17 protein-coding genes and 1 pseudogene are annotated in these 20692 nt (G+C 42.6%); 4 read left to right on the top strand and 14 right to left on the bottom strand.

Features of this window, described 5'->3' with window-relative positions:
• Positions 1 to 283: 283 nt before the first annotated feature.
• The 10 genes and pseudogenes from PYS60_RS01575 to PYS60_RS01530 form a co-directional block, all read right to left on the bottom strand.
• Positions 284 to 592, bottom strand: a complete 309-nt coding sequence (locus PYS60_RS01575) for a hypothetical protein (RefSeq protein WP_315570234.1) — start codon at positions 590 to 592, stop codon at positions 284 to 286.
• A gap of 124 nt (positions 593 to 716) precedes the next feature.
• On the bottom strand, positions 717 to 1157 hold the full coding sequence (locus PYS60_RS01570) for a GNAT family N-acetyltransferase (RefSeq protein ID WP_315570233.1): 441 nt from the start codon (positions 1155 to 1157) through the stop codon (positions 717 to 719).
• A 114-nt stretch (positions 1158 to 1271) separates the two neighbouring features.
• Positions 1272 to 1448: pseudogene (locus tag PYS60_RS01565) on the bottom strand (N-6 DNA methylase); the annotation flags it as partial.
• A gap of 35 nt (positions 1449 to 1483) precedes the next feature.
• Positions 1484 to 1807 (bottom strand): hypothetical protein, encoded by a 324-nt coding sequence (locus tag PYS60_RS01560; RefSeq protein WP_315570231.1) that lies wholly within the window; start codon positions 1805 to 1807, stop codon positions 1484 to 1486.
• Between the two features lie 88 nt (positions 1808 to 1895).
• Positions 1896 to 2531 (bottom strand): beta-phosphoglucomutase, encoded by a 636-nt coding sequence (gene pgmB, locus PYS60_RS01555; RefSeq protein WP_315570229.1) that lies wholly within the window; start codon positions 2529 to 2531, stop codon positions 1896 to 1898.
• Positions 2532 to 2569: 38 nt separating this feature from the next.
• A complete protein-coding gene (locus tag PYS60_RS01550; RefSeq protein WP_315570228.1) occupies positions 2570 to 4549 on the bottom strand; it encodes a glycoside hydrolase family 31 protein in 1980 nt (659 codons plus the stop codon).
• Between the two features lie 6 nt (positions 4550 to 4555).
• Positions 4556 to 5416, bottom strand: coding sequence for a carbohydrate ABC transporter permease (locus PYS60_RS01545; protein ID WP_315570226.1), 861 nt, complete (start codon positions 5414 to 5416; stop codon positions 4556 to 4558).
• Positions 5409 to 6329: a carbohydrate ABC transporter permease gene (locus PYS60_RS01540; RefSeq protein ID WP_315570224.1), complete on the bottom strand. Its 921-nt coding sequence runs from the start codon at positions 6327 to 6329 to the stop codon at positions 5409 to 5411. The genes PYS60_RS01545 and PYS60_RS01540 overlap by 8 nt, the downstream gene beginning before the upstream one ends.
• A gap of 63 nt (positions 6330 to 6392) precedes the next feature.
• Positions 6393 to 7721, bottom strand: coding sequence for an ABC transporter substrate-binding protein (locus tag PYS60_RS01535; RefSeq protein ID WP_315570223.1), 1329 nt, complete (start codon positions 7719 to 7721; stop codon positions 6393 to 6395).
• Between the two features lie 135 nt (positions 7722 to 7856).
• A complete protein-coding gene (locus tag PYS60_RS01530; protein ID WP_315570221.1) occupies positions 7857 to 8888 on the bottom strand; it encodes a LacI family DNA-binding transcriptional regulator in 1032 nt (343 codons plus the stop codon).
• Positions 8889 to 9114: 226 nt separating this feature from the next.
• On the opposite strand from PYS60_RS01530, the gene PYS60_RS01525 reads away from it, so the two are divergent.
• A complete protein-coding gene (locus tag PYS60_RS01525; protein WP_315570220.1) occupies positions 9115 to 10902 on the top strand; it encodes a glycoside hydrolase family 125 protein in 1788 nt (595 codons plus the stop codon).
• Positions 10903 to 10921: 19 nt separating this feature from the next.
• Positions 10922 to 13060, top strand: a complete 2139-nt coding sequence (locus tag PYS60_RS01520; RefSeq protein ID WP_315570219.1) for a glycoside hydrolase family 65 protein — start codon at positions 10922 to 10924, stop codon at positions 13058 to 13060.
• A gap of 27 nt (positions 13061 to 13087) precedes the next feature.
• Here the strand turns inward: PYS60_RS01520 and PYS60_RS06595 are convergent, their stop codons facing one another.
• Positions 13088 to 13249 (bottom strand): helix-turn-helix domain-containing protein, encoded by a 162-nt coding sequence (locus PYS60_RS06595; RefSeq protein ID WP_390866546.1) that lies wholly within the window; start codon positions 13247 to 13249, stop codon positions 13088 to 13090.
• A gap of 153 nt (positions 13250 to 13402) precedes the next feature.
• Here PYS60_RS06595 and PYS60_RS01515 point away from each other — a divergent pair, with 153 nt between their 5' ends.
• Positions 13403 to 14641, top strand: coding sequence for a YibE/F family protein (locus PYS60_RS01515; protein WP_315570218.1), 1239 nt, complete (start codon positions 13403 to 13405; stop codon positions 14639 to 14641).
• Positions 14642 to 14679: 38 nt separating this feature from the next.
• Here the strand turns inward: PYS60_RS01515 and thrS are convergent, their stop codons facing one another.
• From thrS to radA, 3 genes are all read right to left on the bottom strand, one after another.
• Positions 14680 to 16458 carry a threonine--tRNA ligase gene (gene thrS, locus PYS60_RS01510; protein ID WP_315570216.1) on the bottom strand — a complete coding sequence of 593 codons (1779 nt, stop codon included), beginning with the start codon at positions 16456 to 16458 and terminating at the stop codon, positions 14680 to 14682.
• 116 nt (positions 16459 to 16574) lie between these two features.
• Entirely contained in the window at positions 16575 to 18209 is a 1635-nt protein-coding gene (cdaA, locus tag PYS60_RS01505; RefSeq protein ID WP_315570214.1) for a diadenylate cyclase CdaA, read from the bottom strand.
• Positions 18210 to 18313: 104 nt separating this feature from the next.
• A complete protein-coding gene (gene radA / locus PYS60_RS01500) occupies positions 18314 to 19714 on the bottom strand; it encodes a DNA repair protein RadA (RefSeq protein WP_315570212.1) in 1401 nt (466 codons plus the stop codon).
• A 114-nt stretch (positions 19715 to 19828) separates the two neighbouring features.
• Between radA and PYS60_RS01495 the strand changes: the two genes are divergently transcribed.
• On the top strand, positions 19829 to 20680 hold the full coding sequence (locus PYS60_RS01495; RefSeq protein WP_315570211.1) for a 2-C-methyl-D-erythritol 4-phosphate cytidylyltransferase: 852 nt from the start codon (positions 19829 to 19831) through the stop codon (positions 20678 to 20680).
• Positions 20681 to 20692: the final 12 nt, after the last annotated feature.

The raw sequence follows: 20692 nt of genomic DNA, 5'->3' as shown, positions 1-20692 counted from the left end.
ATATTATACAAGTTCCTACAAGCGCTGAACAAACTGCTGCACCTGTTTATCTGTTCAAGCACAAATGAAAATGCCCCGAAAAACGGGGCATATATAATGAACTTAAGCCGGGAAATGGTCTTTAAAAGTTTTTAGATTCAGGTTCACGCTTAGGAATTTCTCATTTACTTTAAGATACATTTCGCCTTATTTTTTTATTATTTTTTTATTAGTTCTATAATCAACGAGATTATTATCGATGCAAGAATACATTCTATCCATATAAAAACTCCATAATCCTTACTTAGTTCATATTTTTTTGTGCACTCATATCTTCAGTAATCTTAAGCATAGACTGATTTCTAATATAATCACCCATAAAACGCCCTAAAAATAAACCACAAATATTTCCTAAAGTTATGGAATAACCTATGTTTTTTTGCAAAAAAGTTATCAAAACTGCAATTAATGCCACTGCAATGTAAAAAACTTTATTATGAATTATCCACCCAAACAAATAATGTGAATTATCCACTAAGCTAAAAATCACATATATAAAGAACCACAACAAGGCTTGAATAATTGGACTTAAAAATTTTTTATGTATGCTCATTTAATTCACCCAATATTTTGTTGCTGAAATCCAAGCAGAGCCGGAATTAATTTTATAAAATACATCAAATGCATGTATATTTTGTCTGCAAGTAAATCTAATTTCTCCATCTTAGCCTCCTATTTCAGAGCTTATACATATATAGTTCTTCATCTACTTGTTTAAATCCAATTGATTCAAACATTTTTCTGCTTTGCTGATTAAATGAATATATATTTGCTATTAATTCTTTTAAACCTCTTTCTTTTGCTTGTTGTATCATTTCCTGAATACATTTTCGCCCAATATGCTGATTTTGATATTCCTTGGAAATCACAATTGCCAGTTCATTTCCATTATAAAGCGAAACATCTCCAACTAAAGTTTTATTAAATTGGACATAATAACATTCCCCGTTTGTCGAAAGATAATTATACATCGTGTCTAGCCTGTCTCTAGTATAGAGAGTATCTATGTTATCTACTTGCTTGCAAACATCTGAATCTTGATACCACTTCAAAGCAATTTCTTGATTTGGATAATATGGAATTAGTTTTAGATTTTCTTCAATTATAATTTCTTCCATATTCACTCCTAAAATGTGGTTTGTTTTTAGTTTCTATTTTTTAGTAGAGGGCTTAAAACCTTGTATTCATCGCTACTATTTGCCGTTACCATAATTATGACATAAGACCCACGCAGGGGTAAAGGACTCACCACCTGATTTACCTGCATTTGATGCATACATTGTCATGAGGTATTCATAAGCATCACCGAATGCACCAATATCGTGGTTCTTAACATCACCACGATTCATATCAGCCACACCATCAAGAAGCTTGCAGAGCTTTTCGTTTCTCTTTGCTACTGTAGAGCCAGCGTATGTAAGCTAAAATTGATGCGATTATCCCTTCAACCGTGCACCCTGTTACACGGAATGTAAAAGGGACCTACTCGTTTGAAAGTTGCTCCATCTTTTGCAGCACAAACGGTGTATTCCACCGTATCTCCTTTTGCAAAACTTCCCGGAGATATTTCCCAATATGTATTGTTCCCGCTGTTATATTTCCACTCAGCGCCTTTATCCGTCACGGGATTTCCATTAACCGTATATGTGACCCATACGGACTGCCCCGGTTCAATCGGCCATGTGGTCCCCTTTACTATAACATTTTCGCCCTCAGAAGAATTACGAGGTGTACGTTCTGTTTCACCAACATCATAAATGCAATCCAAAGCGAATGCGGATGGTGCTATTAACGAAAGAATCAATGTTAGTCCCAAAAGTAATGATACTACTCTTTTCCTCGCTGCTTTATCAAGTCTAATGGCTTGCTATTGTAAGCAATTCACTTAAAGATAGAAGCGGATAATTTACATCCGGACAAGCTTTTGCTGTTCCAATTCCAGCCACCGGGAATCCCCCGTTGATGGCCGCTTTTACTCCTGCCTCTGCATCTTCAACAACAAGGCAATCGCTTGGTTTCTGATACAGTTTCTCTGCTGCAGACAAAAAGACCTCCGGATTTGGTTTTGAATGTGAAATTTGATTTCCATCTACTATAACATCAAAGAACTTTCCAATTCCAAGCTTTTCCACAATAAGTGGTGTATTCTTGCTTGAAGATCCGATGGCAAGTGGGATATGGACAGTATGCAGCTTTTCCAGTACTGTCCATGCACCCTCTGCTAAATCCTTCGATGTAATATTTTGCAGTAGATTCCTATAGATATTATTTTTCTTTTCTGCAAGCAGATTTTTTTCCTGTTCGGTATAACGGATCGGCGAATTACGCAGAATCAAATTGAGACTTTCCATCCTCGAAACCCCTCGGAGCTGGTCATTAACTTTTCTATTAAAAGGAATGTCCAATTCATCTGCGATTGTTTTCCATGCCATATAGTGATATTCATCTGTATGGCACAGAACACCATCTAAATCGAAAATAATAGCATTCATAGATAAATCCTTTTTCTGAACAATAAAGTTTCTCGCCGTCAGCAGAAATGGTGAATCTGGATAGTGTCTGTGGCAATTCCCGACACACTGACCTCTTCGTTTTTCCATTCACAGGTAAGAACCGATTTATTTGTGGTGAATGTTCTTTTACCTGTTGCACCGGCAACAAGCAGAATCAGCTTTGAGTCTGAACTTTGTGAAATGGGCTTGCCAAGAGAATCAATATTACTGGCCTGTAAAGGGACCGCATAGCCGTCACGGATAAAAACCGGAAATTTCGTAGCTTCCGTTGTGGAAATTGTCTGACACCCTTGATAGCGTTCCCCTGTAAAAAAGGCGTACCATTTCCCCTCCGGCAGATAGACTTCTCTTGTAATCTGATTTTCTTCCAACAATGGTGCGACAAGGACAGCATCCCCTAAAAGGAATTCATCTTCCGCTTTACTTGCGGCTTTGTCCTGAGGCCATTCGTAAACAAGCGGACGCATCATCGGGACACTGTCTGCTACACACCTGAACGCAGTCGCAGTCAAGTAAGGCTGCAGATTCATCCTGAGCCAATGCCAATAACGTATTTCCGCCTCAAATTCAGGAGAATTATAAGCCATTGCCATATTCCACGGACTGCGCTCATTGTTTCCCTCACCGCCCGGCATTAATTCCTTGAACTGACCACCATCCGGTTCAGAATGCCACTGCATAATCGGGGTGAAGCACGCGAGCATTGTTGCACGGCGATAAAGGTCCAATGTTGGAAGTGGCCCTGCAAATCCGGCAAGATCAAATCCCCAGAACAGAATACCGCTTAAGGCTGCACTCAATCCAGCAGAAAGGACATGCTGTAGTTCGTCATTTGTAGACTGCTGATCTCCACCCCAATGACATGGCGTTGTATGCTGCCCAATGTAGCCGGCACGGCTGAAAAGGACATGATTATTGCCAAGGAATTTGGTATAGGCACTTGTGTATTGCTGCGGATAGTAATTTCTACTTTCTTTGCCAGTACTGCCATCATAAAAAGCGACTGCATCTGTACAGACAAATTCTCCTCCATCAGTTTTAAACCCATCTACGCCCATATCTAGGAGATATTGTCTTTTTCCAAACCATGTTTTGTAAGTTGCCGGATTTGTGAAATCAGGAATCATTGAACCTGGAAACCAATGTTCCTCCGGAATTTTATAGGGTGTACCATCCAAGTTTCGAATGCAGAGAGAGCGTTTTACTGCGTCCTCCCAATCCAGATTGTTCTGTCGATTTATGACTTCACCTTTCCCCTGCTGTTTATAAACCGGAACCTGCCAAAGTACTAAGTGAAGCCCTGCCTTGTGCAGTTTGTTAATCATCTCTTGAGGGTTAGGCCAATAAGCACTTTCCGAATAGTCAAAATCACCTACCGCAAAAGGTTCTCCATTCTGCTTTTCTTGATATTTGGCGCCATTAAAAATATAAAAGGTTGCTTCATCGCTCCATGCTTCCAAGACTAGCACTGTGGCTGGAAATTCATGCTTTTTTAGGATTTCAAGCTGTTTCTCCGTTTCCTTTTGCGTATCCCAATGGTTTGCAGAAATCCACGGTCCGAAAATCCAGTCAGGCGGAAGGACTGCCGGTCCCGACAAGGACATATACTCGGAAATTAGCTTTGCAGGCGTCCCTGCATTCAACACAAACTTGCATCCGCAGGGTGTATGAAGCGTTATGACATTCTTCTGCGTAAAATCGAATATCAAAGTGCTGCCAGACAATGCGCAAAAAGAAAATCCTGTGTCCGTGAAAAAGAATGGTGAAGGGCAATAGCTCTTATCTCCTTGATTGCAGAACTTTTCTTCCACCTCAATTTTCACAATACGATTATTCTGATTGAGTCCATTATATCGTTCGCCCATCCCATACACCGCAGAATATGGAAGACTAATAGTGAGAATTTTCGTCTGTTCATTCCAGTACAAAGAAGCCGTCTGGCCGTTTACCGATATTTTAAGATTGCTGTCTTTCTTATTAGGTTCCCACTCAAACATACGCTCTTATCCTTTCACACCGCCAATCGTAAGGCCTTCCTTGAAATATTTCTGTGCAAAAATATAAACTACCAGAATAGGAATAATCGAAATTAGCGCACCAGCCATTGTCAGATTATACTGGTTCTTATACTGGCCGGACAATGTGCTAAGCAGCAGCGGAAGCGTAAATTTGCTTCTGTCGCTCAGTAAAACCAACGGTAGCAGATAATCGTTCCACATATCCATAAATGCGAGAATTGCCAACGTTGCCATAGTACTACCACTCATAGGCAGAACAATTTTGAAGAAAATACGCCACATACTCGCGCCATCAATAATAGCTGCTTCAATGTAAGCATCATTGATTGTCATCATTTTTTGCCGCAGCATGAAAATGGCAAATGCATTAAACAATTGCAGCAACATAAACGCATTCAAGCTATTGGTAAGGTGCATATTCGTCATGATAATGAACAGTGGAATAAAGGTAATCTGCGATGGAATCATTAATGCCGTAACATAAATTACAAATACCGCATTACGCCCTTTAAACGAAATTTTAGTCAATGCAAACGCAGCCATGGCGGCGCACAAAAGGCGTACAGCTGTGCAAAGAACCGATACAAAAAAGCTGTTAAAAATGGATCTCACAAATTCCGGCATAGCAAAAAGTTTCTTATATGCATCAAACGTCGGGGCTTTGGGAATCCACTCCACCGGAATGCTCATAATAGCTCCGCGGCCTTTTAGGCTGGTGATGATCATCCAATAAAACGGTATACAGACGACCACTGCGACAAAAAGCCCCAACACATAGAATGCCACTTTCCCAATAATCCGTTTCTGTTTTAATCCAATCAAAGAAGAATGTTTAGAGTTAGTCATCGTAATTCACCCACTTGTTCTGAAGTTTCATCTGAACCATTGTCAAAAGCAGCAGAATTGCAAACAAAATCCAACTATTTGCAGCAGCCATACCCATTTCATAGTAACGGAAACCATACTTATAAATGCGCTCTACCATAACCATTGTCGAACCAAGCGGTCCACCATCCGGTGTCATAATCATGATTTGTGTAAAAAGCTGGAAAGAGTTAATCAAACTGATAATCAAGACAAAGAAGAGTGTTGGGGTCAGCAATGGCAAAGTAATCCTTGTAAATTGTTTAATTTTCCCAGCGCCGTCAATTGCCGCTGCCTCATAGTATTCCTGATTTATTCCCTGAAGTCCGGACATCAACATGAGACCAAAGTATCCCATATCTTTCCAAACAGAGGCTAAAACAATTGCAGGCATTGCCCACTTGGAACTTTGAAGCCACGATGGGCCATCAATACCTAACAATGCCAGAATATTATTGATGGCACCATACTCCGGGCTAAGCACCCATTTCCAAATCAACGCCCCCGCAACCCATGATGTGATAACCGGAATAAAGTAAAGAACGCGGAAAACTCCAACACCTTTCACACGGCTATTTAAAATGAGTGCAACAGTCGTAGCGGCGATAAGTATCAGAGGAATGTAAAGAGCCACGAATTCCAGCGTATTCCCAATTACCTGATAAAACTCTTTTGACGTAAGAATTTTTTTATAGTTCTCTATCCCCACATAGAATTGATTCATGAATCCGCTAAAATCGCTGAACAGCGTTAGTTCACTCAATCCATCCCAACTGGTAAAGCTGACAAAAATTTGCATAATCATTGGGATGATACTGAACACAACGAAAGCAGCCAAACTTGGAAGCAAAAAAGGTAACGCTGTTTTCCAGCTTGCCAATCGGGAATTTTTCATATTCTATAACCTCTCCGATAAAAGCACGGGAACAGGCTCCCACCTGCCCCCATTAAAACCTATTTATTTAGTCAAATCAATTTTCTGTTCGCACTCAGCCTGCATATCCTTCAGCGCCTGCTCCGGGGTGACAGTGCCAGCCGCCGCAGCGCTCAAATGTTGCCCAACAATATCCTGCAGCTCTGCATACTGGGTGATAACAGGAGGTGTCACAAGGTAACCAAGGCTCTTAAAGACCGCTTCTCGATTTGCCGGAGGAGTCTTTTCTTTGTACTGAGCGATGATGTCTTCGTCCTGAACCGGAGGCAACTCCCAGCCTGCATCCAGACGAATCTGTGTTGCTTCACGGTTAGAAGAAATGTATGTAATGAACTTAACCGCTTCATCAGCAACCTTAGAGTCTTTAGAGATAACATATCCATTCGAGAAGAAGTGCGTAGCCTTCTGGGTATGACCGGGTTCCACAACGATATCCCAATGAAAATTGCAGTTCTTAGTGTATTCAGGGAATGCCCAAATACCTGTAACGATCATGCCAAGGCGGCCAGATTCAAACAAGTCCCAGTCACCCATGCCAGCCATCTGTTTCTCGGTAGGCATAACATTGGTTTTCTGCTGCATATCAACCATGTACCGCAGTGTTTCGATGTTTTTCGGAGTATCCATCGTAAACTTGGTGAGATCATCATTAAAGAGACTACCACCGTTCTGCTTAACTGTCTTGTAGAACTCGTTGAAAGAGATGGAATGATAATAACCGTAGATATTATCCCCAAGCGCACGAATTTTTTTCGCTGCTGCCATTGCATCTTCCCACTTCCAATCGTTCGTGGGATAATTGATTCCTGCCTGATCGAACAAATCCTTGTTGTATATAAGCACAACATTCGAGAAACTGTTTGGCACGCCATATTGTACGCTGTCAGCGCTGAAGGCTTTCAGTGCCATATTATTGTAAATAGAAGTATTGATGCCATCTTTCGTCAAGATTTCATCCAGAGGCATCAAAGCCCCTTTTTTTGCGTAAGAAACGAAGTTCTGGTAGTCCAGTTCGAAAACATCGGGAGCCCGACCACCAGAGACCTTTGCCGTCATCTGCGTAAAGTAGTTGTCATAACCATAGGTCTGCAGGTCGATGGTAACATTTGGGTTTTCCTTCATATATTTGTCAACCATCCGTTTCAAATACTGCTCATTATCACCAGAACCGGAATACTGCGCAAATGTAATTGTCACAGGCTTATTTGAAGTTTCCGAAGCCGCCGTACTTTCGGTAGAAGCCGCCTCAGAAGAACTTGCAGTGGTACTCGCAGGCAAAGCCGTCGAACTGCAAGCGCTAAGTGCAAGCATCGCGGCCATTAAGCATGCCATGTAAGAAATTGCTTTTTTCATTGTTTTTCCTCCTTATAAAATAATGGAACACTTGATTTTTTTGCTCTTCTTTGCTTACACTTATTTTAGAAGAGCAATAAGACACTCTTTGGATTTGGGTTGCACAGACTTTGGGCAGTTGGTGCAGCCTTTTTTCTATTCCTCCTTTCTCATATCTCGAACGGATTCTCTACGGGAAAGGCTAACCGGAATAATAATCTCTCGCTTTGTCATATCCGAGTCTTGAATGTTATCCAAAAGCAGTTCAACTGCTTTTTCACCTTTTTGAGAAATCTCTTGGCGAACGGTTGTAAGTCCCGGGGTAAGATATTTAGATATCTCCAAATCGTCAAAGCCAACAATGGAAATATCTTGTGGAACGGATACCCCTTGCTCGTAAAAACCTTTCATAGCCCCGATAGCCAAGATATCTGCTGTAGCAACTACTGCTGTAACATCACCTTTCCCTTTGCACAGTTTTCGTGCAAGTTCAATACCGCTGTCGTAATCAACCTTTCCCTCGTAAACAAGAGAGGGATCATATAGGATGCCAGCCTCTTCTAATGCTTGCTGATACCCATAGAGCCTTTTCTTTATAACGCCGTTTTCCTTGATTTGACCACAGAAAAAAGCGATTTTTTCATGTCCATACCCAATCACATGGTTGGTGGCAAGATAACTTCCATATGCGTCATCAATCCGTATACTATGATAATAGTGATCATTACAATAACTATCGATTAACACAATTGGAATCTGCGTTTTCTTCATTTGACGGTAAAAGTCATCCGGATACATGCCGATAACAATAATTCCATCAAGGTTTCGTTCCTTGGCCAAAGTCAAGTAACTTTCATTTACATCTGTAGCCGAAATAATCACATGGTAGCCACGTTGCCTTGCATAATACTCGATGCTTCCGACAATTTCACTATAAAAATCGTTTTGTAGCATAAGTTTACTGCCAGGTTCTGTCTGTGGAACAACAATACCAATCAACTTTGAATCTCTGCCGGACAAACTCCGCGCATTGAGATCAGGAACATAATTCAACTCCCGGATTGCATCATATACGCGGGTCTTCGTTTGCTCAGAAATAGATTTCTTGTCGTTCAAAACATAAGACACCGTAGCCGTACTAACCTTTGCGCGCTCTGCCACATCTTTAAGTGTTGCACGTCTTGCCATATTGACTCCACCAATCTCATGAAATTTATTTAAGCGTTTAACTCTTTTTCATGGCATTACAATAGCACGGTGGCAGAAAAATGTCAACAGTTAACAAATTAACCTGCTGTTTTTGAAAAAATATTGTTGACTATGCCGAATATTCCTGTTATATTGATTGCAGCAACAAAGTTAATCGCTTAATCTTTTTATGCATATTTATTTCGTTATTGTAAGGGGACTCACTATGGAAAAATATCTACCTACTGGCAATGATTTTGTTTCTTTACCGTGCATCAATGAAAGCACAGGTGGAATAGAAGATATAACATTTTTATATATGGCTGCAAAGGGGCTTATAGATATTCGGGGGAGCGAATCTGCTCCTTTGATTCAGCCTTATGTTCATTTGGATGGAGATTGCTCCCTTTCTTCAACACAACTTATATGGACTCGCCTCGATGATTGGATTCCTCAATTTACTGCACAGTTTGATAGTCTTGAAATAAAAACGCTTTATCTGCCGCCAATTGACGAGCGTGGATTTGCAATTCAAATAACGGTTCATAACACCTCTGAAAGCGCAAAAAATGTTGCTATAGGGCTGAATGGATGCTGGGCATCATCTTGGCACTGTGTAAACGAGGACAAGCCGCTAAGTGGTAAAGCAACTTGTTTCCGCAGCGGCTGGAACAGTAGCTTGATTTTCGAATATCATGCAGGATTCCCAATGTTCGCCTTTGCCCCTATGGCCGATGCGCAAACAGATTCTTCTTTTACTTGTTCTGATGACGGCAGTGTCACCTACGATTTATCCAATCACTGTACAATTTCTGCTAATGGAACAACCTCGGTTGTATTTTATTGGGGACTCGGTTTCGAGGAAGTTGCCGCAGCAACAAGCGCCAAAGAAATGCTCCGGCAAACCTTCGATGTGGAACTTGCAAAAACAAGAACTTGGCTTCAAGAGCGCCGCGTCACTTTTGGCAGTGATGCAAAGCTCACGCAGCTCTACAATACGAATTTGTTCTTCTGTATGTTCTTCTCAACCGGTATTACGCTTGACACGGAAGAATTAGTGCTTGTTACCAGCAGAAGTCCCCGCTACTACGTAAGTGCTGCCTACTGGGATCGCGACAGTCTGCTTTGGAGTTTTCCTGCCATTTTGGATGCCGATCCAGAACGTGCCAAAGAAATGCTTTCGTATGTATTCGGCCGGCAGCGCCGAAACTTTGGCATTCATTCTCGATACATTGATGGTACTGTTTTGGAGCCAGGCTTTGAGCTGGACGAACTCGTTGCACCTCTTCTGGCGCTTGAACGCTACATTAACAAAACCGGTGACAAATCCATTTTAAATTATTCCGATATCGTTCAAGGCATAAACCTAATTTTGAATCGCCTACGGCAGCACGAAGCCACATCTTGCAGATTATATGATACTTTCCTGCAACCAACAGACGACGAACACATTTACCCTTATATTACATACGATAATGTTCTTGTGTGGAAAGCTCTTAAAGATTTGGCCAAACTCGCACCACAATATACACATCTGGAGGAAACCGCAGAGGAAATCAAAGAGGCCATCCTCACGCATTGTGTCAAAAAAAGTGCAGATGGAAAACCTTATTTCGGATGGTCTATTGATTTGAACGGTAGCCATGATGTTTATGACGAACCGCCGGGAAGTCTGCAGTTGCTTCCTTTGTTCGGTTTTTGCAGTCCCTCCGATGAAGTATACCGCAACACCGTTGCAATGATTCGTTCGCCGGAATACAAATACAGCTTTGCTAACAGTCCAATTGATGAAATTGGGTGTCCCCATGCACCTCACCCTTGGATTTTAAGTTTAGCCAATAGTTTGTTGTGCGGGCGCGTAGAACATTGTCGCGTCATTTTGGGAAAAATCTCCATGGACAACGGAATCGCTTGCGAAAGCGTTGATGAAGTGACTGGTTACTGCACCACTGGCGAAGCTTTCGCTACCTGTGCAGGATTCCTTTGCCATTCTATCCGCGAAGCATTACTATAAAAGAAAGAAGGATGTTTTTATGCGTCAAGACACAATTTTAAAGCCTTGGCAAATTGAGCTTACAACCAATAGCACAAAAGACAGTTTTGAAGAAAGCATTTTCTTCACCGGGAACGGCCGCATGGGCATCCGTGGGTATCTCCCATTCTGGCAGGAAAAGCGCACCTTTGAGACAGGTCTGTTTGTTGCCGGCATCTTCGGTGAGATCAAACCCGGTATCACCGATTTCGTGAACCTGCCCACACCTGTCTGGGGAAGCATCGAATGTGATGGACACCCTATTACGCTTTCCTCTCCTGTACACAGCACGTTAGATATGAAAACAGGCGTTCGCTCACAATCTTTTTTGGTCGAAAGCGGTGAAACCACTCTAAATATTGAGCATCAGGTATTCTGCAGTATCTCCGATCCCTCACTACTCGTACAGCAGCTTTCTTTCTCCGCATCGCGCACCTCTGATATTACAGTACATGCAGGAATTCATACTGCTTGCTGCAACTGCCCTATCCCAGATGACCAAGTAAAAGAAAATCACGAGACTATTAAACTTGCTAAGCTCACCAATAAAGATCTTCAAAAAGATAGTGTTAGCTGCACCTTTTCTATTTTAGGCACCGGCCTGATCGTAAAGGAGCAAATGATTTTCCATTCTTCCTTTGCCAAATCTGAAGACTATATCTCTGATGACAGCATTGGAAAGCAGTGGTGCGGGATTTTGCAAAGTGGTCAAAAGTTTATTTTGGAAACGACCACGCGCATTACTACAAGTCGGGACATAGATTCACTTATTGGGAGCAACGAGATTTCAGACACTTATGACGAACTTTTTGCCAAATCCTCTCTTGCGTGGGCCTCTCGCTGGAGCGAGTCTGATATCGAAATTGAAGGCGCACCAGATGATCAATCGGCTGTGCGGTATAATATATTTCAGCTTATTACCAGCTGCTCTGCTCGTGACAGCAGCGTAAGCATTGGTGCCCGTGGATTGACACATACACGGTATAAGGGATGCTATTTCTGGGATACCGATTTCTTTATGCTATCTTTCTTCCTATATACCCATCCAGAAGCTGCCAAAAGCTTACTGATGTATCGTGTAAATACTCTCCCGCAAGCGAAAGAGAACGCCAAGAAAATGAACAATTACGGTGCTCGATATCCATGGATGACCTCCTTCGACGGCTCTGAGCAATGTGAAAGCTGGGATATCGGTGCCAGTGAGTTGCACATCACTGCGGACATTCCCTTTGCAATGCAGCAATACTTTAGTGCCACGGACGATGAAGACTTTTACTTGCAAGCTATGGAAGTCCTCATCGAAACAGCCCGCTTTTGGTATAGCCGCTGTATTATTCATCCCGATGCCTCCGCCGACCTCATGTTTTGTAAGGGTCCTGATGAATATTGCGGCATTACCAACAACAATCTTTTTACCAATTGTATGGTAAAGTTCAATATTGACTTGGCCATCAATGCAGCCCTAAAGCTCAAGAAAGCAGATCCTGGCCGATATACAGAGCTTTCTCTCAGTGATGAAGAAGTTCTTGCATGGCATTCTCTTCGCGACAACCTAAAAGAATGCCGCGATTCTCAAACAGGGAGATATCTGCCAGATGAAACCTTTGCTCGGTTAGAGCCGGTTGACATTAAAACACTAAAAACCGATGATAGTGCCAGCTATCATCATGTTTGCTTTGATCGTCTGCAAAGATATCAAGTCATCAAACAAGCTGATACACTGCTCCTAATGTCCCGAATGCCAAAGAAATTCACTCACATGGAACGTCTGAACGCTTGGGAAGATTTCGAACCATGTTGCTTGCACGATTCCACTTTGAGTTTCGCCAGCCATGCGCTTTTTGCGGCACAAAATGGTTTACAGAGTGCTGCCGAAAAGTACCTAAAAAAAGCTCTCTATCTTGATCTCCACGAAATTATGAACAATACGGGAAAAGAAGGCCTTCATCTTGCCTGTTTAGGCGAAACATGGTCAAGCATTTTCTTTGGCTTCTTGGGGGCCAATTTCGACAGCGGAATCCCCACTTTTTCTCCTTCTCTTCCTTCCGGCTGGGAAGCGTTAAAAATGAGATTTTATTGGAAAGGAAGCCAATATCAGATTGTTGTTTCTGAAGGACGTTCTTCAGTTTCGAAAGTTTAACTTCTAATTTGTTAATTGCATTTTTCATTAATACACAGCCAAGTTAAATCTTGCATTCCATTCTGCTTCCAACGCACTAAAATCAATACCCTGCGTCTCGCAAAAATCTTTTATTTTGTTCATAGCTGACATATTAGGCTTGGTTTTTCCACTTTCCCAACGGTTAATTGATGAAAACGAAACCCCAATATTGGGACATTTTCATTTGTGTTATACCGGGACATTATCATTTGTGACTCATACCGAACAAACTGCTGCACCTGTTTATCTGTTCAAGCCGCAGCTAAATTAGTATAATGAGAAAAAATATTTTTGACTAAAAAAGAATAAGGAAGTGCGATCGTGAATAATTCAGTAAGCTCCGATGTTTCGTTATCATGTCTTCAACCTGAGCCGAAACGTTTGCCTGCAGGCGGCAGCAAGCGTTCATTATACATTTTGACAATTATTATCAGCTGTTTATTGCTCTTCTCCGGCCATTTGCTGGTCATGCGTAATTTCCCAGCTTTGCCGGAAAATCGGGCAAATTTAATTAAGGCTGAAATTGAAAAAATAATTTCAGTTAAAGAAAGTCCTTCCGGTTTAAATGCCGAGAAGCCTAATTTACGTATTAATTTTTCGGCTACTCTGAACAGCGGCGAACATCAGGGAAATAAAGTTATCGGCTATCAAAGCATCGATTTTAACAATCCGGCTAACAGTACCGCTCAAGTTAAAGCCGGTGATCGGGTTTTATTATATGAACCGCACAAAAGCGGCGAAAGTTTGACCAATCTGAGCAATTATGTCTTCGTCGAATACGATCGCAGCGGTAAATTGCTGCTGTTGTTGGGCATTTTCTGTGCAGCTATACTCTTATTCGGTAAAGTTAAAGGCTTCAATACTCTGCTGTCTCTGATTTTGACAATTCTGATGATTCTTTTAGTTTTTATCCCCGGTATAATTGCCGGCTACAACATTTACTTAATGACACTGTTAGTTTGCCTGTATGCCACTCTCAGCAGTTATCTTTTGGTAATCGGTTATAATGCCAAAGCTTATGCTGCCGTTTCCGGCTGCCTGGCGGGGGTAATTGCTGCCGGTTTTCTGGCCGTTATCTGCAACTATTGGTTAAAAATCAGCGGTATAACAGGGGATGAGGCAATTACTTTGGGTAATTTACCTTTACCGCACAAGCTCGATTTACAAGCTCTGGTTTTTTCCATGGTTTTAATCGGAGCCTTAGGTGCCGTAATGGACGTTGCTATGGATATTTCTTCCGCTTTGGCGCAAGTAAAAGCCCAGGCTCCTAATCTGACCTTACCGGAACTTTACAAAATAGGTATTGAAATCGGACAGGATCTGATCTCAACTTTATCCAATACTTTAATCATGGCTTACATCGGTACCGCCTTATTAACAATTTTGGTGCTGAGTGCCTCGGGCATGCCCTGGAATTTCTTTTTCAATCGGGAACACTTTGCGGTAGAAGTAATTAATGGCATCATCGGCACCTTTGCCATTCTTCTAACCATTCCGCTCACTTCTTTCATCTCCGCCTGTTTCTACGGTCAAAAGACAAATAAAAAGCATAGGCGTTGAATTACACCTATGCTTAAATAACTAAGTTCTATTGGCGCTTACTTTTGCGCATGCTGCAGGAAAGAGGCCAAATCCATAACGCCTAAATCGCCCTCATCCCGGCTGCGAACTGCCACTTGCCCCGACTGTGCTTCTTTTTCGCCGACAACAAGCATATAAGGTACATGCTCTACCTGGGCTTGGCGAATCTTATAACCGATTTTCTCGTTGCGCACATCTGTCGTCACACGCACATTCGCATCAAAGAGCTGATCCTGCAATTTGGCGGCATACTCTGCAACCTTATCGGAAATAGGCAAAATTCTTACCTGCTCCGGTGCCAACCAATAAGGGAATTTACCGGCATAATGTTCGATCAGAACCGAGATAAAACGTTCCATTGAACCGTAAATTGCCCGGTGCAACATAATCGGACGATGCTTTTCATTATCACTGCCGATATATTCCAAGGCGAAGCGTTCCGGCAACTGGAAGTCGACCTGCGCCGTTCCACATTGCCACTCACGTCCCAAAGCATCCTGAATATGGAAATCGATCTTCGGGCCGTAGAAAGCACCGTCACCCGGATTAACAATATATTTCATCTGCCGTTTCTTTAAGGCCGCTTCCAAAGCTGCTGTCGCCAAATTCCAATCTTCATCCGAGCCCATAGAATCTTCCGGCCGAGTCGACAACTCAACATGATATTCAAAACCGAAGCGGCTGTAAATCTTATCAATTAAAGAAATTACCTGTTCCAACTCATTCTCAATCTGATCTGCGGTCATAAAAATATGCGCATCATCCTGAGTAAAAGAGCGAACCCGCATCAAGCCGTGCAATTCTCCGGATTTTTCATGGCGATGGCAATGACCGAATTCCGAAAGACGCAACGGCAAATCGCGATAAGAACGCGGCTGACTGCGATAAACCAGAACACCGCCGGGGCAGTTCATCGGCTTAACGGCGAAAGTTTCGTCATCAATCACCGTTGTATACATCTTATCCTGATAATGGGCCCAGTGACCGGATGTTTCCCATAATTGCCGGGATAAAATCATCGGTGTTTCAATTTGTTGATAGCCCAGACGCTTTTGATTATCGATCAACAATTGTTTCAAAGTTTCCTTAATTTTTACACCGTTAGGTAACCAGAACGGGAAGCCGGGTCCCATTTCCGACATCATAAAGATGTTCATTTCTTTACCGATTTTCCGGTGATCCCGCAATTTAGCCTGCTCCAACTGCTCCAAGTATTCCTGTAACTTCGCTTTTTGCGGGAAACTGATACCGTAGATACGGGTCAACATTTTATTTTTTTCGTTACCGCGCCAATAAGCACCGGCAATAGAAGTTAATTTGAACGCCTTGATTCTGCCCGTGCAATCCAAATGACCGCCGCGACACAAATCGACAAACTCTCCCTGCTTATAGAAAGAAATTGTCGTATCCTCCGGCATATCGTGAATCAATTCAACTTTGTAAGGTTCATTTCTGTCTTCCCAATATTTTATAGCTTCCGCCCGCGGTAGCTCGAAACGTTCCAGGCGATAATTCTCTTTGACGATTTTTTTCATTTCTTTCTCAATCGCCCGTAAATCTTCCTCCGTGAATTTCGGTTCACGCTCCATATCATAGTAAAAGCCGTTTTTGATACTGGGCCCTATTGCCAATTTAGTTTCCGGATACAAACGTTTAACCGCCTGTGCCAAAATATGTGAGGTCGTATGCCAAAAATGCTGCATATATTCAGCATCATCATGTATTTCATCAATGGCTGCGGCACTAGCTGTTTGCCGACTGATATTCTCCGTCACATCTTGTTTATCATCGCACATATAAACCTCCTGCAGACAGTCTCCGGACTGTCGCCTAAATAAACAGTTGAATTAATTATACTTAATTTTTCAAATTTGTGAACTTCCCGTCGGCCTTAACCCGACCGAGACAGCTCTTATTTCGTCATCTTCGTCACTTTCGCGGATTTACCGTTGGGCACAGATACTGTCGCTTTCAACAATTTATCCCAATTTTCCGCTGCCTTTTTAACTTTTGTCGGCACAGGCGCCGCCGCTTTCGTACCGTCGGCATTTTTTTGCAATATCGGCAAAAATACAACTTCAATCGTCGCCGGATTATTATTCAAAATGCGATAAGAGTAGTAGGGCTTGGCCGGCACGGAAACTTTAATAGGAAGATTAACCTTCAAAGATGTTTTCTTCTCACTGACAGCTTGCCGGATTTGTTCCTTCATACTTTCTTCCAGGCTCTTAAAATCGATCGTCGCCTGAATATCGGCCGCGTTAATATTACGTAAATTTCTCTCTCTGGCCTGCAAAAGCACATCCGTATTCCAGGAACTCAGGCGATAATCAACATTATATTTATCCAGTTCCTGATGATTGACGGCCGTAATTTTCACATTATATCTGCGACTGCTGACAACATTGGTAGTAGCCTGCACATACAACCAAACGAAAAGCGCTAAAATCAAAGCCGTTAATTGTAAAACAATCCGGGAGCGGCTGTAACGGCGCTTGGCTTTACCCTTTCTTACCGTCGAGGTCGGAGTCGGCAAATTGGCACTGTTCTCAACAATAACGTCCGCTTCCTCCGGCTTTTCGTTGTCCGCATTCAATCCGGCATTTTTCGCCAAATCATCCAAAACATCGGCATTTAATTCAAATTGTCGGTTGAAAAAGAAGTTCAAATTCTGCCATAAGCTTCTTTTCTTCGTTAATTCCTCTTTTGTCTTACTAATCAGGAACTTCTCCAGCACTTCGGCCAACACGTCGGCATCTTTCACCTTAATTAAATTGCCGTCAACAGCAACGGAAATCGAACCCTGTTCTTCCGAACAGACAATAGCAATCGCATCGCTGATTTCACTGGCACTGATAGCCGCCCGATGCCTGGTGCCGTAATCTTTGTTCAAGCGGGTGGAGCCGGATAGAGGCACATGACAGCGAGCCGCATAAATTTTATTGCCGCGAATAACACAAGCCCCGTCATGCAAAGGCGAACCTTTATAAAAAATTTGTTCCAACATCGTCGACGTAATACTGGCATTCAGCACCACAGCCTGACCTTTTTCAATAATTTCCCCTAACTTTGTTTGGCGCTCAATTAAAATCAAAGCGCCTGTATATTCCGCACTCATATCACGGCAGGCAACTTTAATCGCCTCGATAAGCTCGACAACCTCCGCCGGCTTTCCCTCAAAAGGTGAACTTTGCATAAAATTCAAAGTATTTCTGCCGACCGTTTCCAAAGCTTTTCTCAATTCCGGCTGGAAAAGCACCAGCAAAGCCAAAGCTAAAAAGGACAAAGCCGAATTCAGCAAAAACGAGATCGCCTGCAAACCCATAAGAGAAAACAACTGGCCGACAAGGATCAGAAATACGACCCCTTTCAAAAGTTGCCAGGCACGAGTTTCACTCAAAAGTTTCAAGATAAAATAAAACAAACACGTCGTAACGAAAACATCCAGCAGCATGGCCACGATGTCCAAAGGTCCGCCGAACAACAAAAAGCCCTGACTGACCTCCGCTACCAAACGCTTAAATAAATTCAGTACAACATCCAACACTGTTCATTCCTACCGTTCCATTTATCATATTAACACATAGCCGAAATTCTTACTTGAATTTTTTCCTCTTAAAATATGTCGAACTTAATATGACAAATTTAATATTAAGTTGTTTTCTGCCAACAGATATCTGTCAACTGTTTCAGCTGATCGAGAAAATAAAGATTCAACGAGGTGGACAGAGAACTTTTACTTAAAGCGCTCTTATCGGCCGACGGTAAAAAGACCTGATTTATTCCCAAACCTTTAGCCTCATTCAAACGTCTTTCTATATTATTGACCGATCTTAATTCACCCGTGAGACCCAACTCACCCAAAAACAGGCTATTATTCGGCAAAGGCATATCATAATAAGAAGACAATATGGCTGCAGCGACTGCCAGATCACACGCCGGTTCAATAATCCGCAGACCGCCGATTACATTAATAAAAGCATCGTAATTCAACAAATTAAGTGAAAACTGCTTACTGAGCAGGGCAAGCAGCATGTTAAGACGATTGCGATCAAAGCCCTGCGTCATCCGCATCGCCTGACCGATATTGGCATTATTCAGCAAAGCCTGTACTTCCAGCAAAAGCGGCCGTACCCCCTCAAGTTGAGCCGTAACAGCCGAACCGCTTACTCCTTCGGGGCGATTGGCCAACAGCATATGTGACGGATTTTGAATCTCCTGCAAACCGGTATTGGTCATCTGAAAAACTGCCAGCTCATTAACTGTACCGAAACGATTTTTTGTCGCTCTGAGCATCCGCAAATCATGATTGGCATCGCCTTCAAACATCAGAACCGTATCAACCATATGTTCCAAAACCAAAGGGCCGGCAATTTGGCCCTCTTTTGTCACATGGCCGACTAGAATCCCGGTTATACCTTTGGACTTACACAAGCGCAAAAAGCCGGCGGCCGCATTCTTGATTTGACTGACAGCGCCCAGATTTCCGCTGCTTTCAGGCATATATACAGTCTGAATAGAATCAACAATCAACAAATCCGCCTGCAACTTCTGCGCCATTTGACAAATTTTATGAAAATTGACTTCCGGATACAAATAAATGCCGCTTCTTTTGATACCCAGGCGATCCGCCCGCAACTTAATTTGGGCCGGCGACTCTTCTCCGCAAACATATAAAATTCTGGCGGCGGCAACGGAGCGACATAATTGCAGGAGCAAGGTGGATTTTCCTATTCCCGGTTCTCCGCCCAACAAAGTTAACGAACCTTTAACCAGACCTCCGCCTAAAACCCGATTAAAATCCGTAAAATCTTTTAACGGTGCGAAACGGCTCTCTATTACACCGGCAGCCTGATTCAATTCCACAGCCTCGCTTCGGCCCGCCGTATCTTCAAGCCACGAATTAATGCCTTTGTCAGTGGCGGCAGTTTCCGGGATGCGCGTTTCTTCCGTGAAACTGTTCCAGCTTTGACAATTGGGGCAGCGTCCCAACCAATTAATGCTCTCATAATTACACTCGGAGCAAATATATATCTTCTTCGTCTTGGCCATGTTTAATTCCACCTCTTGCAATTCATCCTTTAATTGTAAAGTATGTCACGGGAAAAAAGTAATTTTTTTCATTCAAAAATTCCAAAACTTGCTATAATGTCAAAAGCGGAGGCAATGATGAATAATTTAACAATTAATTTTTTGCTCCTGGCAGCCGGTCAGGGACAGCGTTTCGGGCAAGCGGTCAATAAACTGTTGTACAAATATAACGGTGAAGTGATTTTTTCCCGGCTTTGGCGCCGTCTGACGGAATACATCGACGTTTATTACCGTAACCCTGAAATTTTCCGCCGACGCCTACAACAGGAAGCAGAGAAATTATCCTGTCCGCCGACAAAAAAAGCGCAATTACTCGCCTTATCGGCACAAATAAACCTGAAATTCCGACTGATAATAGCTACCCGGAAAGAAGAGCGGGAATTATTCTCTCCCTTATGTTATACGGAAAATCCGGTAGAAATTTGTTTTGTTGACGGCAGCTTTGCCCGAGAAGCTACAGCGATACAGGCTTTAAGATCGATAAATTTGCCTGAATCTTCAGTTGCGCCCGTAACTTTTACGCCGGCAGAAGAATTGTTTTTCATTCATGATGCGGCTCGGTTGCAGGTGTCGGACGAACTGCTTGATCGCCTTTTAATCAACGCTTGGCTTTATCACACGGCAATTCCTATGTTGCCGCTCAGCGACTCGGTTGTCTATTTCAATGCCGGTGAAAATAATAAACCGGAGCATTTGGACCGCAGCCGCTTGTTCGCCTTGCAGACACCGCAGGTTTTCAGTTCCACCGCTCTCTCCTATCTTTTATCCTTTTTACCGCCGATAACCGCGGAACACAAAAGTTTTTACGAGCATTTCACCGATGACAGCAGTCTTTATGCCGCTTACGGTGGCGATATCCGTTATGTTAAAGGAGAGGAAAACAATTTTAAGTTGACATCTTTCTCCGATCTGGAGCGTCTGAAATAATTGAACACCGAC

The organism is Amygdalobacter indicium (assembly GCF_029101545.1).
In the GTDB taxonomy this organism is placed as follows: Bacteria; Bacillota; Clostridia; order Saccharofermentanales; family Fastidiosipilaceae; genus Amygdalobacter; species Amygdalobacter indicium.
The sequence above is the reverse complement of the archived record's forward strand: the minus strand, read 5'-3'. Positions and strand labels throughout refer to the sequence as shown.

Excerpts from the sequence above, each read along its gene's own strand:
- PYS60_RS01550 (WP_315570228.1), bottom strand. The coding sequence starts at position 4,549 with ATGTTTGAGTGGGAACCTAATAAGAAAGACAGCAATCTTAAAATATCG.
- PYS60_RS01575 (WP_315570234.1), bottom strand. The coding sequence starts at position 592 with ATGAGCATACATAAAAAATTTTTAAGTCCAATTATTCAAGCCTTGTTG.
- PYS60_RS01540 (WP_315570224.1), bottom strand. The coding sequence starts at position 6,329 with ATGAAAAATTCCCGATTGGCAAGCTGGAAAACAGCGTTACCTTTTTTG.
- pgmB (WP_315570229.1), bottom strand. The coding sequence starts at position 2,531 with ATGAATGCTATTATTTTCGATTTAGATGGTGTTCTGTGCCATACAGAT.
- thrS (WP_315570216.1), bottom strand. The coding sequence starts at position 16,458 with ATGTGCGATGATAAACAAGATGTGACGGAGAATATCAGTCGGCAAACA.
- PYS60_RS01545 (WP_315570226.1), bottom strand. The coding sequence starts at position 5,416 with ATGACTAACTCTAAACATTCTTCTTTGATTGGATTAAAACAGAAACGG.
- PYS60_RS01495 (WP_315570211.1), top strand. The coding sequence starts at position 19,829 with ATGATGAATAATTTAACAATTAATTTTTTGCTCCTGGCAGCCGGTCAG.
- PYS60_RS01570 (WP_315570233.1), bottom strand. The coding sequence starts at position 1,157 with ATGGAAGAAATTATAATTGAAGAAAATCTAAAACTAATTCCATATTAT.
- radA (WP_315570212.1), bottom strand. The coding sequence starts at position 19,714 with ATGGCCAAGACGAAGAAGATATATATTTGCTCCGAGTGTAATTATGAG.
- PYS60_RS01535 (WP_315570223.1), bottom strand. The coding sequence starts at position 7,721 with ATGAAAAAAGCAATTTCTTACATGGCATGCTTAATGGCCGCGATGCTT.
- PYS60_RS01520 (WP_315570219.1), top strand. The coding sequence starts at position 10,922 with ATGCGTCAAGACACAATTTTAAAGCCTTGGCAAATTGAGCTTACAACC.
- PYS60_RS01525 (WP_315570220.1), top strand. The coding sequence starts at position 9,115 with ATGGAAAAATATCTACCTACTGGCAATGATTTTGTTTCTTTACCGTGC.
- PYS60_RS01530 (WP_315570221.1), bottom strand. The coding sequence starts at position 8,888 with ATGGCAAGACGTGCAACACTTAAAGATGTGGCAGAGCGCGCAAAGGTT.